Origin of the sequence: Amphritea opalescens (genome assembly GCF_003957515.1) — a bacterium.
GTDB classification, from domain to species: domain Bacteria; phylum Pseudomonadota; class Gammaproteobacteria; order Pseudomonadales; family Balneatricaceae; genus Amphritea; species Amphritea opalescens.
Window position 1 is genome coordinate 332,093 of record NZ_RQXW01000002.1, and the last position, 20,616, is coordinate 352,708.

The window sequence follows — 20,616 nt, forward strand, 5'->3', positions numbered from 1 at the left end:
AATTAGGGGGTAATTGAAGATTATTTAGGCAGTACTTCCTTGCTTATTATAAACAATTGCTATATTTTTTTTCAAAAGTTTAAGCTACTCAGATTGAGTGGGTATTGTTTAACTTGGAGTTTGAATTAATGCGTCGTTTACCTCCTTTTGCTGCGCTTCGTTCTTTCGAAGCAGCTGCGCGCTATAATAATTTTAAAATGGCAGCGGAGGACTTATGTTTATCTGCTTCTGCTGTTAGTCATCAAGTTCGTTCTCTTGAAGAGTATCTTGGCGTACAGTTATTCCATCGCGAAAAAGGTAAACCAACGCTAACGAGGATTGGAGCTACCTATTTAGAAAGTATACAAGATATATTTGACCGGTTAGAGAATGCGACAAATATTGTGACCGACCGAGGCAAGCGCTCTTCGCTTGTCTTACACCTATTACATTCACTAGCATCTTGTTGGCTGCTGGGTTTAATGCCAAAGTTAAAATTACGCCATCCAGACCTCGATATAAAACTACTTAGTGCGACAGACTCCGTGGAATTTAGCACCGGAGATATCGACGCCGCTATTCGGTATGGAGATGGCAATTGGCTCGGCCTGCGTAGCGATTTTCTGATGGAGGATGAGCTTTTTTTAGTTTGCAGTCCAGATCTTGCTGAAAGATTGCCCCCCATTGAGAATTTAGACCAGCTATCAGAGCACACGTTGATTCATTGTAGTTTAGATCCTGATGAGTGGAAGCATTGGCTAGCTGCTGCGGGTAACAAGGAGTTACCTAGTGCACACTGGCTTGATCTTGATAGTCGGGGTTTAGTTCTTGAGGCCGCATCAGCAGGATTAGGTATTGCCATTGGGCGTATGCCTTATGTTGTTGATTACCTTAGTAATGGGCGTTTAGTTGAGCCGTATTCTGTTCGAATAAAAACAGGTAAAGGCTATTATCTGGTCTATCCAGAGCACCATGCTAATTTTGATACCGTCGTGAGTTTACGTGATTGGTTACTAGATGAATGTCATAACTTATTAAAATAGAACACCTTGAGTGTCCTTATTTTTAGATTTTATACTTGTAGAATAATGTTTTTTAAGAGTGATAAATGACTTGTCGTTATTTAATATCATTTGTAGGTAATGATTTTTATAGGAAAGATCATCTTCTGATGTAAGTTTTTTTGACAATGGTCTGCATCGTCTATAAATAATCCCCTCCATCATTGAAATGTATATTTGAATGATGGAGGGGCGGGATGAAATATTAAATTAGGTTCTGTTCTTTTAGGAACGCTTCAGCTATCGCCTCAACGCTTTTATGATGTACAGCAATTTCACCATTAAGGCGTTGCACTGTTTTATCATTAAGTCTTGAAGAGAGGTCATTGAGCAAGTCAGCTAAGCCTGGATTAGCATCCATCACTTCTTTACGTAGTGTTGGGGTAAGGGCGTAATTAGGAAAGTACTGTAGGTCATCCTTGAGAACTTTGAAGTTAAACGCAGAATTACGGCCATCGGTGGCAAAAACGACGGCTATATCCACCTCTCCTTCTCGCAAAGCGTCATAGACTAGGCCTGTTTGCATTGTAACAATATCATCTCTTTTTACTTTGAAACCATAAGTTTTGGTTAAACCTCGTAACCCATCTAATCGTTTAGGAAACTCTGGGCCGCTACCTAATTTCAGTGCTTCACCAGAATTATAAGCACCGGCTAGATCAGAAATGCTATTAATATTTTCATATGTATTATCACGTATAGCTAAGGCATAGGTATTATTAGCTTTAGACGGATTGAGCCAAACGATTCCTTTTTTAGCATCTAGCATTTTTACTCGCTGATAAGTATCTTCAGGGCTTAAACGCTCTTTAACTTTATTGTAAGTCACTAAGGATGTACCAGTGTATTCCCAACATATATCAATCTGCCCATTTTCCATTGCTTTTCTTAGAAGGCTGCCTCCCATGCCACTTTTTTTATCAATAGTATAACCGGAATGCTCAAGTAGTTGTGATGTCATTTCTGCAACTAAAAGCTGTTCTGTGTAGGCTTTACTTCCCAGTGTAAGTTCACTGGCTTGTGCTAGAGTGGTTAATGATAAACATGCAATAGCAATGGTTTTTAGCGTTTTTTTAATAATCATTCTTACATTCCTTTAATTTTTATCTTGTTAGTGAAAGAATTATTGTCGTAATAGGTTCATAAATCTTCATATGAATATAAAAGCATAAATTAATATAACATTATTTTTTTTGCGTTGACTGTATTTTTAGTCAAAAAATATTGTTTTGATGTTGGTGAATATTGGAGGTAATTGGGTTTGGTTTGTTAATGATTTATGATTGTTGTCTAGAATATTATGTTGGGCTTTATGTTTTTTGATTAATAACTTTTCCAGGATTCATTAAATAGCTAGGGTCAATTGTTTCTTTTACAGCCTTCATAAGGGAGATTTCTATGGCTGAACGATATATTTCAAGTTCATCGGTCTTAGCTCGTCCGATGCCATGTTCGGCGCTGATCGAACCATTAAGCTCATTAACAGTTTCATAAACAAGTGTATGTATCTTTGATGTTAGACCCTTAAAATCTATATCAGTCATATCATCCGGTTTAAAAAAGTTGAAATGTATATTGCCATCGCCTACGTGGCCAAAAGGGTAAGGGCGTATTCCAGGGAGTAACTCGGAGGCTCTTTCGCAGGTAAGTTTGATCAATTCGGCAACTTTGCTAACAGGAACTGCTACATCATGGCTGACGGAATAGCCCTCGCTTTTCTGAACCTCTACAGCGGCTTCACGGATGCTCCATAATTGATTTCGTTGTTGTTCCGATTGCGCAATGATGGCGTTGGTGATCATGTTCTTGGTGAAAGCTTCTTCTAAAATGGTTTCGGTTAGTGCTGCCAAATCATCATTTTTACGGCTACTATTTAGCTCCATCAGAACATACCATTGCGCTTCATCCGACGGGAATGGTAAACGGAGATCGTTACGGTGTTTGGCGATCATTTCCATTGCAATACGGGGTAACAGTTCAAAGCTGTTTACTTGGTCACCACTGTATTCGCGCGCGATAGCAAGTAGGGATAGACCACTTTCGAGGTTAGATAGTGCGCAACAGGAGGTGACACTAGTATGAGGGAGAGGAAAAAGCTTTAACGTTACGGCGGTTATGATACCTAGTGTTCCCTCTGATCCAATAAACAGATGCTTGAGATCATAGCCACTATTATCTTTTCTTAATCGGCGTAAACCATTCCACAGAGTACCATCTGGTAATACTACCTCTAGCCCCAAAACTAAGTCGCGGGTGTTGCCATAGTTGAGTACATTAATACCACCGGCATTTGTTGCTAGGTTCCCTCCAATCTGACAACTTCCTTCTGCGCCTAAGCTAAGGGGGAAAAAGCGATTAGCCTCTTCAGCTGCATGCTTCAGATCATGTAAAATACAGCCAGCCTCGGCAGTCAATGTATAGTCGGTGCTATCTAAGTCTCGGATACGGTTCATCCGACGTAGACTAAGTAATACTTCAGTGCCGGTTTGGTTCGGGATCGCCCCGCCGCAACATCCAGTATTGCCACCCTGTGGTACAACCGGAATATTTGCTTGATGACACAGTTGTAAGACGGTCGAAACTTCTTCCGTATTTGCGGGACAAGCAAGTATTAGTGCATTGCCTTGAGGACCACCTTCCGAATCTGTTAAAAGAGGGGCCATTATATCAGGATCATTTGACCATCCTTGAGGGCCTAATGTTTCTTTGATCTGCTTAATGGCACTTTCTTTTTTCATTGATAGTTACTCGCTGTGGATGCTGAATAAAATCTATTTCTGCCGGTAATTTCTTTTCTTTTTTTTAACTCGAAATACTCATTATTTATGTTGTCGTATAATTATATGGCATTGAGATTTTAGTATTTATCTGTTCTGTAGATTCATAATAAATTTGTCATCAATTATGGAATACTACAATTGAATTTTTTTTATCCTGCGATGAATTTTTTGAGTTGGTGGTTGAGGTGCACGTGAATAAGTCGGTATGTAGGGGGCAAGTGGTACAGGCTTACGAGGGGCTAGAGAAGTTAGGTTTCTTACAAGCGAATCCGAACTATAAGCTATAAGAAAAAAGCGAAGCTGCTGAACCTAACGCCGTCTTTTAACATTTATGTGGTGTTCTTTAACACGTCTGTCGATGTATATATACATCGTACATGTGTACACGGTGTTGATGTAAAGCAAACCGCTTCGCGAGGGGGCGGGATTACTAAGCGTTACCCCATAAAACCAATGGTGCTAAACTACCGTTGATGGTCAATCAACTTCTACTTTTAGCACCTGCTGAAAAGGGAGAATTACCCTCAAATCAATATGTTCTCAGGGGGCAGATAGTCTTAAGGCTATTGATACCAATCCAATAACTGTTGTAAGTCTGCTGCACTGGGTACGATGACATTCCACACTGAGTGACCCTGTTGAAGCCTCGGTGCTGTCGTTGTGCGAAGGTTTGAGCTGCGTGATTGGTCCTTCGCGTAGGGCATGTTGGGGTTGCTGCGATTACTGACGCTAAATCCCAGATTGCGTGGGTCTTTGCCGTCTTCATATTCAATCCAGACTTGAACGGTATCGACTCTCTCTTTTTGGAGAGCAATGTTCTTACCGGTCGATGTCATATATCCCGTAATTTTCTTTGTCTCACCAATTAGTGATAAATGTTCTGAAAGTAGGGTGTTAGCTTTTTCCGGGGTGAAGCCGGTCGCTTGAGATGGTTTTTTCATGGTGTGCTTTTTTTCTGATTGGTTAGGCGATGCAGGTTTGCTCGATTTGATCGGAGTTGAAGTGCTTGTTGGCTCTATCCGCGTGACGATAGGCTTCATTCCAAGCGCCTCACAAGCAAGGTCCCGTTTTACACCGCTGGTGTCGTCTGTATTTAGCCAATTTCCGAATGTACCGTTAGCGGGAGAGGGATGGGCGATGAAGATCCATTTTTTTCCGTCGGTTTGAAATGCCATTGGGTTTAGGTCTCGATAGCTGTCAGGGTAGCGCTGTTGAATGACCTGCTTCACTTCCCGGACATAGGCATCTGAAGTACCCAGAAAGAAAACAACTTTCAGGGATGATGGCAGTTGGCTTAGATACTCATCGACACAATTCTGGATGACATGTGGTACTTCGCTGAAGCTTTTCACAATCAAACTTCCGGAAGAGGCGAACACCTGCTTGCCTTGTTTCGCGCTTGCCTTTGCATCCTCTCGCGTCAGAGAGCAACGGATCAGCGAACCAAATGCAATATTACTGTCGGGGTGTTCAATCTTATCGTTCACCGATTCATGAGGCTGAAGCGCCCCTAGAAGCTTAAGTTCTTTCTCTAATCGAGGACGCATCTTGGCAAAGGCGACTTCTTCATGGCTACCTGTACGGAATGTTTCGGCCTGTGTCGCTCCTTTTGAAAAACCGAGAACAAGGTATTCGGGTGTTGAGCTACCCCAATGGCCGGGGTCATTCACCATTTGCCATTTGGGGTGGGGTGAACAACGGTCTGAACCATTGGATTCATAGCATTTGCGGCAACTTATTCGTCCGTGCGTAGGGAGCATAGTAGTTCCTTAGTGTTTGTGGCCGGCAGTAATGATTTTACCTTCTGTGCCTTCGATAACATATGTGTTGGATAGTGAATCTAAGTGCTGAAGTACTTTTTTAAGGTCCTTGCGAAGAGCCTTTACAGCTCGCTTTGTCAGTCGGTGTTCGTGACTGCCGCCTTTTTGAGCGACTTCTTCACCGTAGAGTGAAATGAAGAGCAGCATTTCTTCAGGGATTGCTCTTTGCTGTAAGCGTTTTTCTGCATGTTTGGTTAGCATGGCTTAATCCTCGAATGGTTTATGGACTGTTGTGGGAACAAATCCTCTTCTTTTGCCTAGCCAGAGAAGGGCGTCTTCTGGCTTAACGTATGTACCGTTGCCGATTTTGATGGTTTGTAGACGATTTACCTTGGTGGCGTGGGTTGCGTTTCGCACGCTTTTTTCGTTCATATTAGCCAGTAATGAGACTTCTTTAAGCGTCAGATTTTCTTGATTAAAGCCCGGAATTTGGTCTGCACCATGCCCAAGCATGTCGAGCTGTTCAATTTTGGAAAAGGCATCTAGTTTCCATCTCGCGACGGCGGTTAGGTAAACCTTCTCACATTGAGTTGGATAAGAAATGTCGTAGAAATTCATTGCCGGTCCGGCCATTAGAATGAAGGCTGCAACGTCATGCATATCATCTTCACGAAGGTGGTCTTTTCGTGAGTAACCTTCAACAGCGTAATCAAAAAGCGAGTCAAAGATTGAAGCAATGCTTGTTTCATCATCGACCTGTATATCCTCTTCGCTTGGAAATAAGCGCCGATTCGAAGTGTCTAGAAATGTATTGAGCGCTGAGGTCATTACTCTCAGACCACTTTTGATTTCCGTTGCCAGTTGTTCTCTTAGATCTGTATTTGAAGTAGCCATGATAGCCTCGCTATGTTCCACTGATGGTGGAATACTATAAAGACGCTTATCGCATGTCAACAATATTCCATGGCAAATGGAATTTTTTGCCTGATCTTAGTTTTCAGTAATTTAAGATGCACAAAAAGAGGGGGGGCTCATCGGTAATCCCCCCGAAAAATAACAGTGCTCAGGAGCAGAACTTTTTCGTCATCTATACGCAAGATTGTTCTGCACGAAGGAATCACTTTATTTATCGAAGAGGCACCCCTGAGGGCCTGTCTATCACGACTTAACTTCGAAACAGCGAATCTCTATCTATGCGGCTCTATGTCAGACGTGGCTATCCCCTTGCAGCATGATAGTTTTGCTTGACCCATCGGCTTATATTATTGAGCGTGATTGGCTCATTTTTATGTTTCGTCAGGCGATGTTGGTTACGTTTTTCTACTTGTTGAACCGTTTTACGGTCTGGTTTCAGATAGTGACGTGCATGCTGAGCGCTACGAGAGTTCCCATACACTTCAACGCTACTGACTGATTGATGACCCATGATTGCTGCAATTGCTTCGGGAGGCATATCACTGGCTTTCAAATCGGCGCCCATTTGATGGCGCCATGAATATAGTGAAGGATGCACTTTCCGTTTTGGCCATAGTCGCTGTGTTAACGTCTCTAGCCGTCTTTGCACATAGCGGACAGGATCCACATAGGGCGCGGTTATTAGCATCTCATGACATTCTTTGAGACTGTTAAAAATAGAGCTGTCTTCTATTTCAAGGATACGATCAAGCCCTCTTGTACCATCCTCGGTTTTTTTAGCGGAAGAGATAACTATGTAGCAGCTTCCCATGAACTTAAGATTTCTGAGTTCAGCGGGTCGACAACCCAAGTGACTAACAAGTGACACTCCGGCAAAAACCGTCTTCTCTTTTTGCTTAACTAAGTAATCCAGAAGTTGCTTTTCATCGGCGGCATTAACGGTTTTCTGTCTTTTTTGCTTAGGCTTTATTTGGCTGCGTTTGTTGCGGTCGGCAGTGATGGGGTTAATGGTTGCTCGAATCTTATCGGCTGCTTTGTAAAAACCGTTTTCTTTTGCAACGAGTGCCAGAGCCGTGCGTAGTCGACGCCAATAGTCTGGTCGGTAGTCAGCTGCACATTGTTTTAGTGCATCACAAATGGACTTGGCGGTAGGTTGCGTTATTTCGTGTTGTTTATAAAAATAAGCAGCAAGGTTTCGATATTCGATTTCTGTTTTTTTATTCATATTGACACTCCTTGTCAGTAGTTTTTTGACGACAATCCTTGTCGCTACAAAATAGTATAGTGCTTAATTTTCAATGCCTTGTATTTTTTGATGGAAATTAATTCGTTATAGCATCTGTTCTTTGAAGAGTATTGCTAGTGCATCGAATAAAGTAGGGGGCTCGCAGTTTTACTGAGGCGGTCATCGTTGCTGATCAGCAATACGTGACAGGTCATGAAATAGCTGGTCAATGTTGACGTTCAATGCTCGTGCTAATGCCAGAGCTTCATAGTCACTAACCTTGCGAACTTTAGACTCTATTTTTGCTAGCGTCCCTCTGCTGATATCCCAGCCGCAAATATTGCATTTCGCTGCTAGCTCGTCTTGGGTCAGGTGTTGAAGTTCTCTTAACTTTCGAACGTTAGGGCCAATAATATTCAATGTAATTGCTCCGTTATCGGAGCTTGATTGTCGCAAGAAATGCTGATTTAATTGCTCCGATATCGGAGCAATTAAGAGGTGTTTCTATGGATGTCGATCCAGTAGGTTTGTTGATAGCAGAAGTGACCATTAGAGATGTCTTTGATAAAAGAGAGGCGTTACGCGTCCCATCGTTTCATTTTTTTGATGCTAGTAGCACACCGACACCATACTTGATGCGTGTCATGCTTATAGTTGCCGCTCGTTTGGATATTATTGGCGCCGTTAGCTTGCCTGACTTACCCAGCGAGCGAGGTGAGTATAAAGGTGAAATTAACTTGCTGGGTACTCTTGATGCCAATCAGGGGGGCCTTAAAAAAGCAAAGAATGAATTGATAGGGTACCGGCATTTAAGCAAAGGGGAAGGGCCATTTTCACGCGGTTTGTATAAAGAGCTCGTTCTGGCAACAATCTGGAATGAAACGCGCTTTTTAGCTGGCAGTAAAGGGATTGCTTTAATGGAGGATTACCCTTCCATCACTACCTTGTCGCTGCTTAAGCAAGCAAAGTCTATAGGTCAGGTTATTTTTGAAATCAAGCAAGCTTTAAAAGCAATGAAAGGATATGGGGTTGGTTATATAACGTTTACTGATTTGCTTGATTTTGCGGTTGAGCAGTCTGACTTTTTTCAACAGTATGGGCTCCAGTATAAAAATAAAACTTGTAAAATTAGACATGTTGACCGGCTGACTGAGTGCTTCTTTATTGATTATCTGGGTGTCGATCATTGGTTGCAGAGTCGTATAGTTGTGGAGGATGATGACTGATAGTTGCTAGCACTAATCATTAGGTAAATGTGGCTGCATAATGCCGTTCAATAGGGATAGAGTGTCATGAACACATAGTTGGGAAAAGTGTTGTAAGAAGCTTAGGTTAACGCTTTCTTATTTGAGACCACTTGATCATGACGGTGTGGTTATTAGCGTGATCAATGAGTGAATTTTCGTATTATCAATGCCAAATCTTGTTACTGGGCGAGCGCTATTCGCAGCGAAAATTTTTGCTAGTCGATCACATATAACGCTTGTTGTTTTCAATGATCTCGTTGCTTTCAATCGCTTGTTGAACTCAACCAGCAGCTCTTTGAGCTGCCCCCATCATTCCAATGGCTGCTCCAAACTCTACTCAAAAATCACTCCGTAATTTTGTCGTCAAGCATGATTATTTTACACTCATTCCCATAAAGGGAAATGGTGAGCATTAATTTCAATGTTGTAGAAATAATGAAGTGTTTTTGAATAGTAAAAGTTGAAAACTATTAAATAAATCAGGATAACTTATAGGTTGATAATCTTCTTGATAATTCTAGGGGTAGGTATGTAAACGTTAGTTTTTATGTTTTTTTCTTTGTTTTTAAGATAAAAGAAAAGAGCAGGTAGTCATTTTAGTGGTTTTAATGTAAAGATTGTTTGGTTAAAAAATGTTTTTAAATATAAGGGGCTTTATTTTTTTAAATGTTTCTTTATAATATTATAATATCTCCAAAATTAATTGGAGAGTTATCTGGCTTGTTGGTTGAATTTATTTTAATCATCAGGTAAGAATAATATTAAACTATGTTGCAAAGGAATGTAATAATGAAAATGAAGTTTCAGTATAAATTTTATATAAAAGATTGGGGTTTAATTCACCGAGAGCATCTGTATGGAGTGTTCATCGAAACGGTGTCAGATGGTATAATTAACTTTACTTTTGATACGAGAAAGAATGAAATAAGCGTTATGGGTAAATCCATAGAGTATATTTCTAGCTGGGATGGTACCGGAATAATATATCATGAGCTTCCTGAATCTGAAGTCTGCTTAAAGGTCCCTTACATTTACATTGATCTCGAAAATTATAATGGGATTATGGTTTCAAGCTCAATAAGAGAAATTGCTTGGGAGCTCGACAATATGTCTCGAAGAGATCGTGAATACGATGATGATTCAGATGAATGGGATGAGGAGTGATTCTGTATTCTGTTGAATGTCTATGATTCATCGCCCGGCCTTTATTTAGGGTAGTTGCGAACAAGTCCTGTCACCTCGGTATAACGCTCTGACAGGACTATCCATAGAACACCAACTCAGTTTTGGCGACATTGAGAACCAAAACAAACAGATGTTAATCTCTTATAAGTGTCGTCATTCCTGACAAGCCTAAGATGCGACAGGCTTGAACCAAAAGGTGTGAGGCCAGATAAGTTCATGCTTGGTGGAAAGACTTTTAATGTTATGCAGGTTGATGAGGTAGTAGATGAAAAAACTGGTGCAGTTAGTAATGAAATAATAAATAAATCGAGACTTTATAATAATAGTTATTATAAAGAAATCCTTCCTCCCGGTATCTATCCACTAACGACTAACTGGTTCTTTTCCACTGAAGACTTTACATTCAAAGCTAATGAAATTACTTGTATTAAATTAAAAGTTACTGCTAGTTCAATAATGACAAAGCATCCAGACCTACTACTGGTTGATCAGGAAAAATGTGAAGAAGAAATTTTGAAAACGCAGGAAATGACTAGAGAAGACCGAAATGAGCACTACTTCAATTAGGCCTGTTTTGCTTTTGTATCTAGGTTTACAACGTAGTGCTTAATTTTCAATGTCTTATGTTTTTTAAAATTAATTAGATGGATTTTTTGGTTTAATCAGGGGGCATTCGTTGCCTAGGGGAGACCAATAAAGAATGCTAGTTGTTCTGGGGTGACGCTTTTGCGCGTCCCAGGGCCACATAAAATGTAAGTAATGTCTTCGCTCTCAAATACGCAGTCATAACGAATGTCGACTAAATGGGTTGAGATAAGGGTCTGTTCACCTTCATATGTATTGGTTTCATCTAGCAGTACTTGATCTGCTCTGATTTTTACCGGTTGTAGGTGCTGTTCAGCTAAACGACTCAAGTCCGCTAACGGATATTCAATCTGCCACCAGATCCAGTTACTAACGATACGTATAGGCTTTTCCGGGCTCTTACGTCGCGCCCTTTCAATCATAGTGAAGGACTCGTCTTCAGGGCAACCAGAATCAAAGGGTTCTCCTTTGTCTTCCAGTATATCTATGATGTGTTTCATATCTTCAAGCGCTTCTTTGGTTGTCTTCATCTTATCTCCGAAATATTTCAGGCTCAGGCTGTACCTGAATTGGGTACAAAGAGGATTGTACCCATAATCGATACAATGAACAAAACAATTTCAAGTAAGCGTTATTTCGAATTAGTCACTTGGCTGAAAAGTGCTCGTCAGGACCAAGGACTGAGCATGAGAGCCATGGCACAGCTGTTAGGCGAGCCGCATAGCTTTATACAGAAGGTAGAGACGCTTGAACGAAAGCTAGATGTCTATGAGTATGTTCAGTATTGCGACGTACTAAAGATAGACCCGAGCGAAGGTATCAAAAAGTACTTACAAAAAAGTTAGGCCTGATAGGTTTTTAGCCCTAGTTTTAATTTTAATTGAATGATCATTATTGATCGGGTTGCTTCAGCGGTATTGAAGGCGCGAGATGCAGGAGATTTTAATAGCCATAGTGCGTGCTGCTCTTAGGCTGCTTGATGCATGATAAGCGCGTGTAGCATCTCGTTGTAATCAATAACATCAAATAGGTAGCTCTACCCGCTCTCTGCTAAGCTTACCCATCGTGCTAGCCTGAATAGCTGTTGTCATATCGATTGTTAGGCGATGGTTAGTATTGGTCAGCTTGTTGTCTTCAATCGTTTGTTGCACCCAACCAGCAGCTCTATGAGCTGCGCCCTTTCTTCCAATAGCGATTCCGAGCGTCAAGCTCTACTCAAAAATCACAAACAGCGTGATTTTTTGTGTTCCAGCTTGACCCTCTTCAGCGCTATTTCCATTCAGGGCAGGGGGTTCTCACCCCTCTCCGCTCCTTCGTCGCTCCGGGGGATTCCGTCGTCGGTACCCGCCGAACACCCCCATACTTGCCATGGCAAGTATGGTTAGAGCGGTTGGGTGCAAGTATGCCTGTTGGTGGCAAAAATTTTGTCGTTGTTGACGGCAATAGCAATGTGGTGAGCTTCTCGGCTGATGGGCGGTAGCCTGGCTTCGCTAATTTTTATTCACTAGAATTTACCTTATTATCTTTTCGCTTTTTGGTATCAATTAGAAAAGGTATTAATTGGCTAACCTTTAGCTCGATGAGTAGGTTCGTCCTGTACTGAGATAATGACACAGCCAAAAGTACAAAGGTCTGTTGACGATCGGATTGCAGTAAGAGGCCTATAGGGGGCTCGATGTGTATTGCTGAAATTGAAGCTGAGCGTTAAACGGTTACCGCTGGTTAGATGCTCCCAAAAAATCCCGAGCGGCAGTGGTCCGTGAGTAAATTGATCGAGAAGAATTAAGGCGTATCGATGAGGAACTATTGATTCTATAAATCCGGCGCTTAGTCGCATTGTAGTGGCGAAACAAATTATGATAGCTTAGGTTCATGCAGGTACCGCGGTGGAGCGCCCAACAAGTCAAGGAAGGTATAGGCAAATGTCTAGCGTCGATGAAAGAAAATCAATAACGGACTACATCAGCAATCAATTGATTGGGCCCTTTGCGGGGGATGATGAAGTGCTCAGCGAAAAGCCTCATAAACGTTATCTGATGGGAATATTGTTTCCGTTGGGTGCTGTTGAGGATGATGTCGATGATGATACGCCAGATGAGGTCGATAATAGCGTTTCACTGTCGTCGGAATTTAAGCCTTCGGCAATGGCTTTATCGTTTGCTGTTTCTGGCACCTCTGAAATTAGTATTGCTTTATCTGCTGGTACTTATGAGAAGAAAGGCGAGGTATGGCCGCGCAGCGCGCATAGTGAAATAGTTACGTTTAATGTCGCTAATGACGATACCAAAGTACAAAAAATACTAGGCGGTAAGGCGCGTTTGAATATAGTCAAACGTCCGTGGCAGGATGGTTGGATTCTTACCGTTGCCCTGTCTAATGACATGACGTGCGGCAAAGTACTGGATACATCAAAATGCCTCTTCCAGACAAAGATAGAATGTAGTACCACGGCTGGAAATTTTACTGAGTATCCCACGGCTGATCGCTTTCGTTTTGATGAAGAGCAGCAGGAACTGGCGCTTCTCTATCGCAAGCGTGTTAATTGGGGGGGCGGGCATGGTTGCGCTTGTATATGGGACAAGGCTAGTACTACGCCAACATGGTTAAGTAGTGCTTCAATGCCGGAAACCGAAGTGTATGGTTTTAGTACTACTATCGACTTCAATCAGTATGGGGGAGTCCCGGATGAGGTCCTTCGTCTCCAGTGGTTGGCTGATGAAAAAACCCCCAAGAATGAGTTGATTAGTGGCCTTAAAAAATTCGTAAGTGCTTACCATCAGTGGATCGATGGTCAGCGCGATGAGGTGGTGCCTGAGCAGTTCGGAGAAACCAAAGAAAGGGTCATCAGTCGACTAGATGAGGCTGAGGCTCGAATGCTAAAAGGCATAATAGCTCTCGAGTCGGATAGCAACGCACTGAAGTCTTTTCATCTTGCAAGTCGTGCCATGCTAATGCAAATGGTTCATAGCGGTGATGACTACAGCGGAAAGGTCACAGCAAGAAATGAGCAGGTTTATGCCACACCTGATTATTTTTCAAGTAAGTATGAAAGTTTAAGGTGGTATCCCTTCCAGTTAGCTTTTCAGTTGCTAGTGATCGAATCGTTGGTTTATACAGATACTGGTGATTATTCAGATTCGCGAGATTTGGTAGATTTACTATGGTTCCCCACCGGTGGTGGGAAAACAGAGGCCTACCTTTCGTTGGCGGCATGGGAACTGATATATCGCCGCCTTGAAGACGAGCTCAAGGGGGCCGGCACCACGGTTATTAAGCGGTATACGTTACGCCTGCTGACCTCTCAGCAATTCCAGCGTGCCGGTACCATGATCTGTGCACTGGAGCTGATTCGCCAAGAAAATGAACAGTTATTGGGCAAAACGCCTTTCTCCCTCGGGCTCTGGGTTGGTCAGGCGAGCGCTCCAAACCGTTTTACTTCAGGTAATACCGACAAGCCGGCAGCTCTAGAACTCTTTAACTTCATGAAAGAGGAAGAGGAACCGGAAAACCCTTTCCAGTTAAAGCACTGTCCATGGTGTGGGACAAGTATTACGCCAAGGAGCCGTTCTCGTGATCACTTAGATTATGGTGTTCGTGCCAGTGAAAATAGTTTTGATTTTTACTGCACAACGGACAGTTGTGCCTTTCATCATCACCTACCTATTCAAGTAGTTGATGAAGCGCTTTATCAAAATCCACCAAGTATGCTTATTGGTACTATCGATAAGTTTGCTCGGATGGCATGGCGAGATGATACTCAAGCGTTCTTTGGCTTCAATGGCAAATACAATCCACCTAGCTTAATCATTCAAGATGAACTTCATCTAATTTCTGGCCCGCTAGGGACTATTGCCGGCATTTATGAGGCCGGCATTGATGCGTTAATTAAAAAGCTTGGTGGTAGGGCTAAAGTGATTGCAGCTACTGCGACTATAAGAGCAGCGCAGCAGCAAAGTAGAAGATTGTTTGGTCGAGATATGCAAATCTTTCCGCCTCCAGGGTTAGACGAGGCCGATTCATTTTACTCGCGTGAAAATACCGATGCTCCTGGGCGTTTGTACGTTGGAGTGATGCCTTCAGGGCATACGGGGCAAACGGCTTTAGTGCAAACGGCAGCCGCTTTATTGCAATCGCCGGTAGAAACGGGGCAGGTGGGAGGCTGTCTTGATACCTGGTGGACTTTACCTATTTACCACAATAGCCGACGAGAGTTGGGTAAAACCATGACGCTGGCACGAGATGATATTCCATCACGTATAGAAGTTATTGCGTCCGATAAGAGTAAGGCCCGCAAGTGTGAAGAGGTAGAAGAACTCTCTGCAAATGTTAAAGGGCCTCGCATCCCTGAGGTGCTGCAAAAATTGAAGCTTAAGGCTGGCGAGAGTGGCGTGGTCGATATACTGCCTTGTACCAATATGATTTCTGTAGGCGTGGATATTGGCCGCTTGGGCGTGATGTTGGTTAACGGTCAACCGAAGACGACTGCTGAATATATCCAAGCGTCGAGTCGAGTGGGGCGTAAGAAGGATAACCCGCCTGCAATCGTTCTGACGTTATTTTCGCCCTCTAAACCAAGGGATAGGTCGCACTATGAAACCTTCAGTACCTATCATCAGTCTTTGTATCGTTATGTTGAACCAACCAGTATTACACCTTGGGCACCACCAGCAAGAGCACGCGCCCTGCATGCAGCATTAATTATTCTGGTTCGACTTAGTGGTCATTTAATGCCTAATGACAGTGCAGGGGAGTTTAATAAAAATGATCCGGATTTCAAAAGTCTATATGTTACGTTTAAAGAGAGAATTACTGACTCAACCTCGGACATGGATGCGAAAGAAGTTGAGAAAATTCTCGTCCACCTCGATGAAATTATTGATGAGTGGCATGGTTATGCCCTCAATAAAGAAATTAACCGATACGAGTCGGCTCAGTCAGGCCATCAGTTTAATCCGTTAATCAAATCGTTTGATGGCGGGGCCAAGAAAAAAGGTTTTTGGAAAACACTGAACTCCATGCGCAACGTTGATACTGAAACACAGATTAAAGTAAGAGGTGAAGCACAGTGAGTGATGATCGTTCAGTTAGAAGTTCACAGTTGATTTCACCTTATGGAACGGGTGCAATTGTTGATATCGGTGATGAGTCATTGATGTTAACTGACCTGAAAGGGTGGCCTAGGTACCTTGAAAATATTTCACTAGACAGGTTGGCTAGAGAGTTAGGCGTAAAATCATTAAAAGCACCGCCGACAGCTCCAGAGTTTAGCCGGAGTAAAGCCAATAAAGCTGTAGAGTCTATTCGTTTTCCTCGTTGGATGTTTTGTCCGAGCTGTCGCCGTATGAATCGGTGGACCAGCCAGGATGAGAACGATAATGATAAGCCGGTATGTCCCCGGCCTACCTGTAAACAACGTGCTCTTGTTCCCATGCGTTTCGTCATGGCCTGTGAGCAAGGGCACGCAGAAGATGTACCTTGGGGCTGGTGGGCGCATTCTCGCGGAGGCACATGTGATACAAAAGATTATGATAAGAACTTGTACTTCAAATCAAAGCCTGAGTTGGGTAGTGGTTTGGATGCATTATTTGTTGAGTGTAAGGCCTGTCCAGGAAAGCGAGATCTAGGTGACATCACTTCACCGGGTGCTATGAAGTCGGCTGGGGTTAGCTGCAAAGGAAGTCAGCCTTGGGAGTCTTGGGGAGAGTGTGACCAAGATCCGGTTGTGTTGCAGCGGGGAGCTAGCAACCTTTATTACCCTATTGTTCGTTCTGCCTTGGATATTCCTGTAGCCGCGGCATTAGAGGGCGAGTCAGAGTTATTTAAGGCAGTACAGTCAGACCCTTCTTTTCCCACCTTTCGTAATCTCTTAGTTGAAAGGGACAACGAGGCAGCTGCTAAAGGTGTGGCAGAAATGATCGCTGATAATAATGGATGTACAGTCGAAGAAGTTTTTTCCTGTATTGAAAATGATGAAGACGAAGAAGAGTTTAATGGTGATCTGCCTACCACTGAAGAGCTTCAATTAGCAGAGTGGGAGGTCTTGGTATCCCCAGATGTAGATAAGCACGGCAGCCAGAGTTTCTCTGCCAGATTAACCACCCGATTAGAGGCAGCCGATCGGTGGGGTATAGCTGATTTAGTTGAGCGCATTGTTCTGCTAGATAAGCTCAGAGAGGTTCGCGCTTTTTGTGGTTTTGAGCGAGTTAAAACCGGAGTGAATAAAGTCCCCCCTGCTGGCAAGCATGAAGATATTAAGTGGCTGCCAGCTATTGAAGTCTTTGGTGAGGGAATATTTATTCAGCTTTCAGAAGAGGCGTTAGAAAAATGGGAGAGAACGACTGCTACGTTTATTGATTCTAGGGTCGCGCCACTATTATCTCGTTTTGAAGAAGGTGACATCGCATATTTACCAGAACCTAATGCTCGCCTAGTTGCATTACATACATTTGCCCACCTTCTTATTCGACAGCTCAGTTTTGAGTGTGGTTACTCCAGTGGCTCTATTCGCGAGAGAATTTATGCCGCCCATGGTCAGGCAGGGGTTTTGATCTACACCGCTGACTCGGATTCAGAGGGTAGCCTTGGCGGCCTAGTACAGCAGGGTGAACCTGAAAGGTTATTGCCTACAATTGCCGCCGCTATCGATACCGCCAGTTGGTGTTCAAATGATCCTGTGTGCAGTGAAATGGAAACCCAAGGTGTGATGGGGCTTAATAAAGCTGCCTGCCATAGCTGTACATTGGTTTCAGAAACCAGTTGCACCATGAATAACCTGTTGCTTGATAGAAAACTTTTGCTGGGCGATGAATCGGGTGATGGTTTTTTTACGACTGTACTGGCAGCAATCAAAGGGAGTAAGTAAGCCGTTATGAGAATGCCAAATTCCAGAGAGATTAGTGACGAGCAGGAAGAAATCTATATGGAAGCGCCAATGGATAGCACAGTCATGGTAGCGGGTCCTCCGGGCACTGGTAAAACGGTGATCGCCTTTCTTCGTGCGCAGGCGCTGAATAAGCGTAAGAAGCCTGCCACAGTGATGATGTATGGCAAAGTGCTTAGAAAATATACAAGTAATGTTTCAGATCAGCAGGAAGAAAAAATTTCTACTTCAACTTTGTTAAGTTGGGCCTTTAAATGGTGGAAGCTTCACAAAATTAATACTCAAACAGTAATTGGCGATAAGGTTTATCTTGACTGCCCTTATAAGGACAAAGATAAGGCCAAAGAACATGGTGCAAAATGGGATAGAGTAAAACATAAGTGGTGGGTTCCCAGTGAAAGTTATAACAAACATAAAGCTTTATTTGAGCAATGGTTATTAGCAAGTTATGAGCCGCCTAAAGTTGATAACTTTCAGTATGACTGGCAACAAATGTTTGAAAAGTTAGCCGTGCATGTGGGTCAGAAGAAACCGGTAAAAAATCCTGGCTACCTAATAATTGATGAGGCGCAGGATTTTCCACCGGCAATGTTTCGTTGTTTGCGTTTTGCGATGAGGAATGTAGAGAACTCGGGTATTACCATCATGGCTGATGAAAATCAGCGACTAAATGAAGACTATAATTCGACAATCGGTCAGATTAATCAGGAGTTGGCTATTCCTGACGAGAGACAGTATTTATTAACGGAAAATTTTCGTAATACACGAGAGGTTGCTGAGTTGGCCGCCTATTTTTATGTAGGTTTACCTACTGGTAAGCCTGCAGCGCCAACACGTAAAGGTGAAAAGGCAGTGATAGTTGCTACGTGTTCGATGGATGACCAGGTGCAGTTCCTTGTTGACGCAGTTACTAATCGTGCCTTTGGTGAGGTTGGTGTTTTTGCTCAGACTGACTCTATGCGGGAAAAACTTTATAACAAGTTACAGAATCGCCTTAGAGGTAAATATCGCGTACAAACCTACTCCTCAAAAGAAGAATATAAAGATGTACACCCTGTAGATGACCTAGTATTTGATAAAAAAGGTACCCTAACTGTTATTAATCGCCAAAGTTGTAAAGGCCTCGAATTTGATGCTGTCTTTATTCCTGAAATTCAAACCATGCCAATCGATGGTAGTAACCTCGATACGTTTAAAATGAATATGTACGTTATGTGCTCTCGAGCGCGTCAGGCACTTTACTTATTGTATTCTTCCGGCGCGGAGAAGGAACCTGATATAATCAAATATTTGCCTGATAAAACGACTGGAATACTGCAACGACTGGAATACTGCAATGACTGATGATTCAACACAGGGTATGTTCAATGAAGAGGTTGTTAAAAAAACACTAGGTTCGGTATACATACTGACAAGTGTCCGGCAACTTATTCGAATGCTGGATATTGGCCTAGTCGTACCTGAGCTTGTTGCATGCATCGATGATGTTATAGCAACCTTTGGAACTGATCAGTTACCTAGTTTGAATACAATAAAAGGTTACCCAAGGGTGCCTGTATTGTTGGAGCTTAAGCATGGCACCACTAAGCTTCAATCTGTCTATCCGGCATCGACAATCAAAACTATACACTTCGCATCTCAGGATGAGCTTGAGGATTATCAGGCTCGTGGTTTTGAGAATGTACCCAATTCGCTATTTTCCTTTGAGGTCACACCGGCCCTTTTTGAAAAAGGGCCTCATGCGAACGTGATAGCCTCGCTACCTAAAATTAACCGAAGCGCTCTTCGGGAAAACTATCGAGAATATGATGTTCTTGCTGGGCTGTTATGGGATTCTATCGTTCAAGCCACAGCAGCGAGTGAGTTGGTTTCACTTTTGCGGAGTCTTGTGACTCATTCAGATGTCCCCGCTGCCTTGAATGCTTGGATACAATATAGAGTAGATACAGGCAATTTGCCGAACGAAGATAACGGGTTATTGAGTACTTATTTACACTTACTCGGTGGTCGCGATATAGACGAAGGTTGGGCTTCAGGTGAAGTATTAGAAGAACTTGCTAGTCAGGTGATAGCACCAATTGCTGATAGTGAAAATTTTAAAAAGTGGTATCAATATAGTAAGGCTGTGATCAACAATCAAAAAAAGTTAAGTGCGTTAACAGATGACGGAGATGTGCTGTTGCGGGCTATTCTCTTGCATCTTTTAAATCCGGATGTTGAGTCTGTCAAACGTATGACTATGCGTGATCCGGCTCCTGGCAGCAAAGTGCTTGCTATGGCACGAGCCCTAGCGGCAACACGTTTGGGTTTTGCACCATTAGATGCAGCAGGCAAAGAAGAGAGACCCGGAGCTTTCTGGCTAGTCAGTGACCTTATTGCGGGCTACATTAATAACAATAAGCTTGAGCTTAATGAACTGCATATAGATGATGAATCAGGAGTTGGTTCATTGGTGCTTTGGCATGACCAAACCGTCGGCATCTATGTATCACAGCCCCAGCAACCTACTAACGCTGATAGTGAGAAGGTTCAGGAAATAGAAGAGACTTATTTATCACTTATTGAGTTACAGCAAATGGCTGAGGGCCTCGATATTATTGAAAGCACCTCCATCGATGAGGGGCTGCTAGCGTTGGTATTAACAAAAACCGCAGCAAAACCCTTACCCAAACAGGCAACCTTTGTAATAAATATGCAATCCGCTCAGGGTGGAATACTCACAACCCGCTTGCTTGACCTGAGCATGAAGTCTCACAAAGCTAAATTAACCGGTAAGCGTACTTTGGCAGCGCTGGTTTATCAAACAGATCAAGGGGCAGATTTTCGGTTTGAAACGCAGGAAGACGAACATTTTTCAGCGCAACTCACATTGCCACAGGAAATCAATCAACAATCGCTACAAACGGCCTTGCAGAGATTATTCTATTGCCATGCGTGGATGAAAATAAAATAAATGAACCGATTAGTATTTAAAGTATCACTTCAGTCTTTTTTGCCTT

At 42.8% G+C, this 20,616-nt stretch carries 18 protein-coding genes; 10 read left to right on the forward strand and 8 right to left on the reverse strand.

Features of this window, described 5'->3' with window-relative positions:
• The first annotated feature begins 128 nt into the window (after nt 1–128).
• A complete protein-coding gene (locus EH243_RS03725; RefSeq protein WP_126157288.1) occupies nt 129–1,022 on the forward strand; it encodes a LysR substrate-binding domain-containing protein in 894 nt (297 codons plus the stop codon).
• Between the two features lie 223 nt (nt 1,023–1,245).
• Here the strand turns inward: EH243_RS03725 and EH243_RS03730 are convergent, their stop codons facing one another.
• The 7 genes from EH243_RS03730 to EH243_RS03760 form a co-directional block, all read right to left on the reverse strand.
• On the reverse strand, nt 1,246–2,124 hold the full coding sequence (locus tag EH243_RS03730) for a glycine betaine ABC transporter substrate-binding protein (protein WP_126157289.1): 879 nt from the start codon (nt 2,122–2,124) through the stop codon (nt 1,246–1,248).
• Nucleotides 2,125–2,350: 226 nt separating this feature from the next.
• Nucleotides 2,351–3,778 (reverse strand): FAD-binding oxidoreductase, encoded by a 1,428-nt coding sequence (locus EH243_RS03735; RefSeq protein WP_126157290.1) that lies wholly within the window; start codon nt 3,776–3,778, stop codon nt 2,351–2,353.
• A 605-nt stretch (nt 3,779–4,383) separates the two neighbouring features.
• Nucleotides 4,384–5,580 carry a hypothetical protein gene (locus EH243_RS03740; protein WP_126157291.1) on the reverse strand — a complete coding sequence of 399 codons (1,197 nt, stop codon included), beginning with the start codon at nt 5,578–5,580 and terminating at the stop codon, nt 4,384–4,386.
• A 9-nt stretch (nt 5,581–5,589) separates the two neighbouring features.
• Nucleotides 5,590–5,841 carry a hypothetical protein gene (locus EH243_RS03745; RefSeq protein WP_126157292.1) on the reverse strand — a complete coding sequence of 84 codons (252 nt, stop codon included), beginning with the start codon at nt 5,839–5,841 and terminating at the stop codon, nt 5,590–5,592.
• Nucleotides 5,842–5,844: 3 nt separating this feature from the next.
• Nucleotides 5,845–6,474 (reverse strand): hypothetical protein, encoded by a 630-nt coding sequence (locus EH243_RS03750; protein WP_126157293.1) that lies wholly within the window; start codon nt 6,472–6,474, stop codon nt 5,845–5,847.
• Nucleotides 6,475–6,796: 322 nt separating this feature from the next.
• Nucleotides 6,797–7,720 carry a site-specific integrase gene (locus tag EH243_RS03755; protein WP_126157294.1) on the reverse strand — a complete coding sequence of 308 codons (924 nt, stop codon included), beginning with the start codon at nt 7,718–7,720 and terminating at the stop codon, nt 6,797–6,799.
• 180 nt (nt 7,721–7,900) lie between these two features.
• Nucleotides 7,901–8,140: a helix-turn-helix domain-containing protein gene (locus EH243_RS03760; protein ID WP_126157295.1), complete on the reverse strand. Its 240-nt coding sequence runs from the start codon at nt 8,138–8,140 to the stop codon at nt 7,901–7,903.
• Nucleotides 8,141–8,226: 86 nt separating this feature from the next.
• Here EH243_RS03760 and EH243_RS03765 point away from each other — a divergent pair, with 86 nt between their 5' ends.
• The 3 genes from EH243_RS03765 (at nt 8,227) to EH243_RS03775 (ending at nt 10,719) form a co-directional block, all read left to right on the forward strand.
• The gene (locus EH243_RS03765; protein ID WP_126157296.1) at nt 8,227–8,946 is read left to right on the forward strand and encodes a hypothetical protein; all 720 of its coding nucleotides are present in this window, start codon (nt 8,227–8,229) and stop codon (nt 8,944–8,946) included.
• 810 nt (nt 8,947–9,756) lie between these two features.
• Nucleotides 9,757–10,131: a hypothetical protein gene (locus tag EH243_RS03770; protein WP_126157297.1), complete on the forward strand. Its 375-nt coding sequence runs from the start codon at nt 9,757–9,759 to the stop codon at nt 10,129–10,131.
• Between the two features lie 237 nt (nt 10,132–10,368).
• Nucleotides 10,369–10,719: a hypothetical protein gene (locus tag EH243_RS03775; RefSeq protein WP_126157298.1), complete on the forward strand. Its 351-nt coding sequence runs from the start codon at nt 10,369–10,371 to the stop codon at nt 10,717–10,719.
• A gap of 113 nt (nt 10,720–10,832) precedes the next feature.
• On the opposite strand, the gene EH243_RS03780 is transcribed toward EH243_RS03775, so the two are convergent.
• Nucleotides 10,833–11,267, reverse strand: a complete 435-nt coding sequence (locus EH243_RS03780) for a DUF6957 family protein (RefSeq protein WP_126157299.1) — start codon at nt 11,265–11,267, stop codon at nt 10,833–10,835.
• Nucleotides 11,268–11,342: 75 nt separating this feature from the next.
• Here EH243_RS03780 and EH243_RS03785 point away from each other — a divergent pair, with 75 nt between their 5' ends.
• The 6 genes from EH243_RS03785 (at nt 11,343) to EH243_RS03810 (ending at nt 20,570) form a co-directional block, all read left to right on the forward strand.
• Nucleotides 11,343–11,582: a helix-turn-helix domain-containing protein gene (locus EH243_RS03785; protein WP_126157300.1), complete on the forward strand. Its 240-nt coding sequence runs from the start codon at nt 11,343–11,345 to the stop codon at nt 11,580–11,582.
• Between the two features lie 398 nt (nt 11,583–11,980).
• Complete coding sequence (locus tag EH243_RS03790; protein ID WP_126157301.1) at nt 11,981–12,217, forward strand: hypothetical protein; 237 nt, start codon at nt 11,981–11,983, stop codon at nt 12,215–12,217.
• A 442-nt stretch (nt 12,218–12,659) separates the two neighbouring features.
• Nucleotides 12,660–15,806: a helicase-related protein gene (locus EH243_RS03795; protein ID WP_126157302.1), complete on the forward strand. Its 3,147-nt coding sequence runs from the start codon at nt 12,660–12,662 to the stop codon at nt 15,804–15,806.
• A complete protein-coding gene (gene drmB / locus EH243_RS03800) occupies nt 15,803–17,599 on the forward strand; it encodes a DUF1998 domain-containing protein (RefSeq protein ID WP_206441493.1) in 1,797 nt (598 codons plus the stop codon). Before EH243_RS03795 ends, drmB begins: the two co-directional genes overlap by 4 nt.
• 6 nt (nt 17,600–17,605) lie before the next feature.
• Nucleotides 17,606–18,961, forward strand: a complete 1,356-nt coding sequence (locus EH243_RS03805; protein ID WP_126157303.1) for a DUF5710 domain-containing protein — start codon at nt 17,606–17,608, stop codon at nt 18,959–18,961.
• Nucleotides 18,954–20,570 (forward strand): hypothetical protein, encoded by a 1,617-nt coding sequence (locus tag EH243_RS03810; protein WP_126157304.1) that lies wholly within the window; start codon nt 18,954–18,956, stop codon nt 20,568–20,570. Before EH243_RS03805 ends, EH243_RS03810 begins: the two co-directional genes overlap by 8 nt.
• Nucleotides 20,571–20,616: the final 46 nt, after the last annotated feature.

Coding starts and splice junctions, on each gene's coding strand:
- EH243_RS03795 (WP_126157302.1), top strand. CDS start 12,660: ATGTCTAGCGTCGATGAAAGAAAATCAATAACGGACTACATCAGCAAT.
- EH243_RS03725 (WP_126157288.1), top strand. CDS start 129: ATGCGTCGTTTACCTCCTTTTGCTGCGCTTCGTTCTTTCGAAGCAGCT.
- EH243_RS03810 (WP_126157304.1), top strand. CDS start 18,954: ATGACTGATGATTCAACACAGGGTATGTTCAATGAAGAGGTTGTTAAA.
- EH243_RS03780 (WP_126157299.1), bottom strand. CDS start 11,267: ATGAAGACAACCAAAGAAGCGCTTGAAGATATGAAACACATCATAGAT.
- EH243_RS03740 (WP_126157291.1), bottom strand. CDS start 5,580: ATGCTCCCTACGCACGGACGAATAAGTTGCCGCAAATGCTATGAATCC.
- EH243_RS03770 (WP_126157297.1), top strand. CDS start 9,757: ATGAAAATGAAGTTTCAGTATAAATTTTATATAAAAGATTGGGGTTTA.
- EH243_RS03765 (WP_126157296.1), top strand. CDS start 8,227: ATGGATGTCGATCCAGTAGGTTTGTTGATAGCAGAAGTGACCATTAGA.
- EH243_RS03745 (WP_126157292.1), bottom strand. CDS start 5,841: ATGCTAACCAAACATGCAGAAAAACGCTTACAGCAAAGAGCAATCCCT.
- EH243_RS03735 (WP_126157290.1), bottom strand. CDS start 3,778: ATGAAAAAAGAAAGTGCCATTAAGCAGATCAAAGAAACATTAGGCCCT.
- EH243_RS03785 (WP_126157300.1), top strand. CDS start 11,343: ATGAACAAAACAATTTCAAGTAAGCGTTATTTCGAATTAGTCACTTGG.
- EH243_RS03750 (WP_126157293.1), bottom strand. CDS start 6,474: ATGGCTACTTCAAATACAGATCTAAGAGAACAACTGGCAACGGAAATC.
- EH243_RS03730 (WP_126157289.1), bottom strand. CDS start 2,124: ATGATTATTAAAAAAACGCTAAAAACCATTGCTATTGCATGTTTATCA.
- EH243_RS03805 (WP_126157303.1), top strand. CDS start 17,606: ATGAGAATGCCAAATTCCAGAGAGATTAGTGACGAGCAGGAAGAAATC.
- EH243_RS03775 (WP_126157298.1), top strand. CDS start 10,369: ATGCTTGGTGGAAAGACTTTTAATGTTATGCAGGTTGATGAGGTAGTA.
- EH243_RS03755 (WP_126157294.1), bottom strand. CDS start 7,720: ATGAATAAAAAAACAGAAATCGAATATCGAAACCTTGCTGCTTATTTT.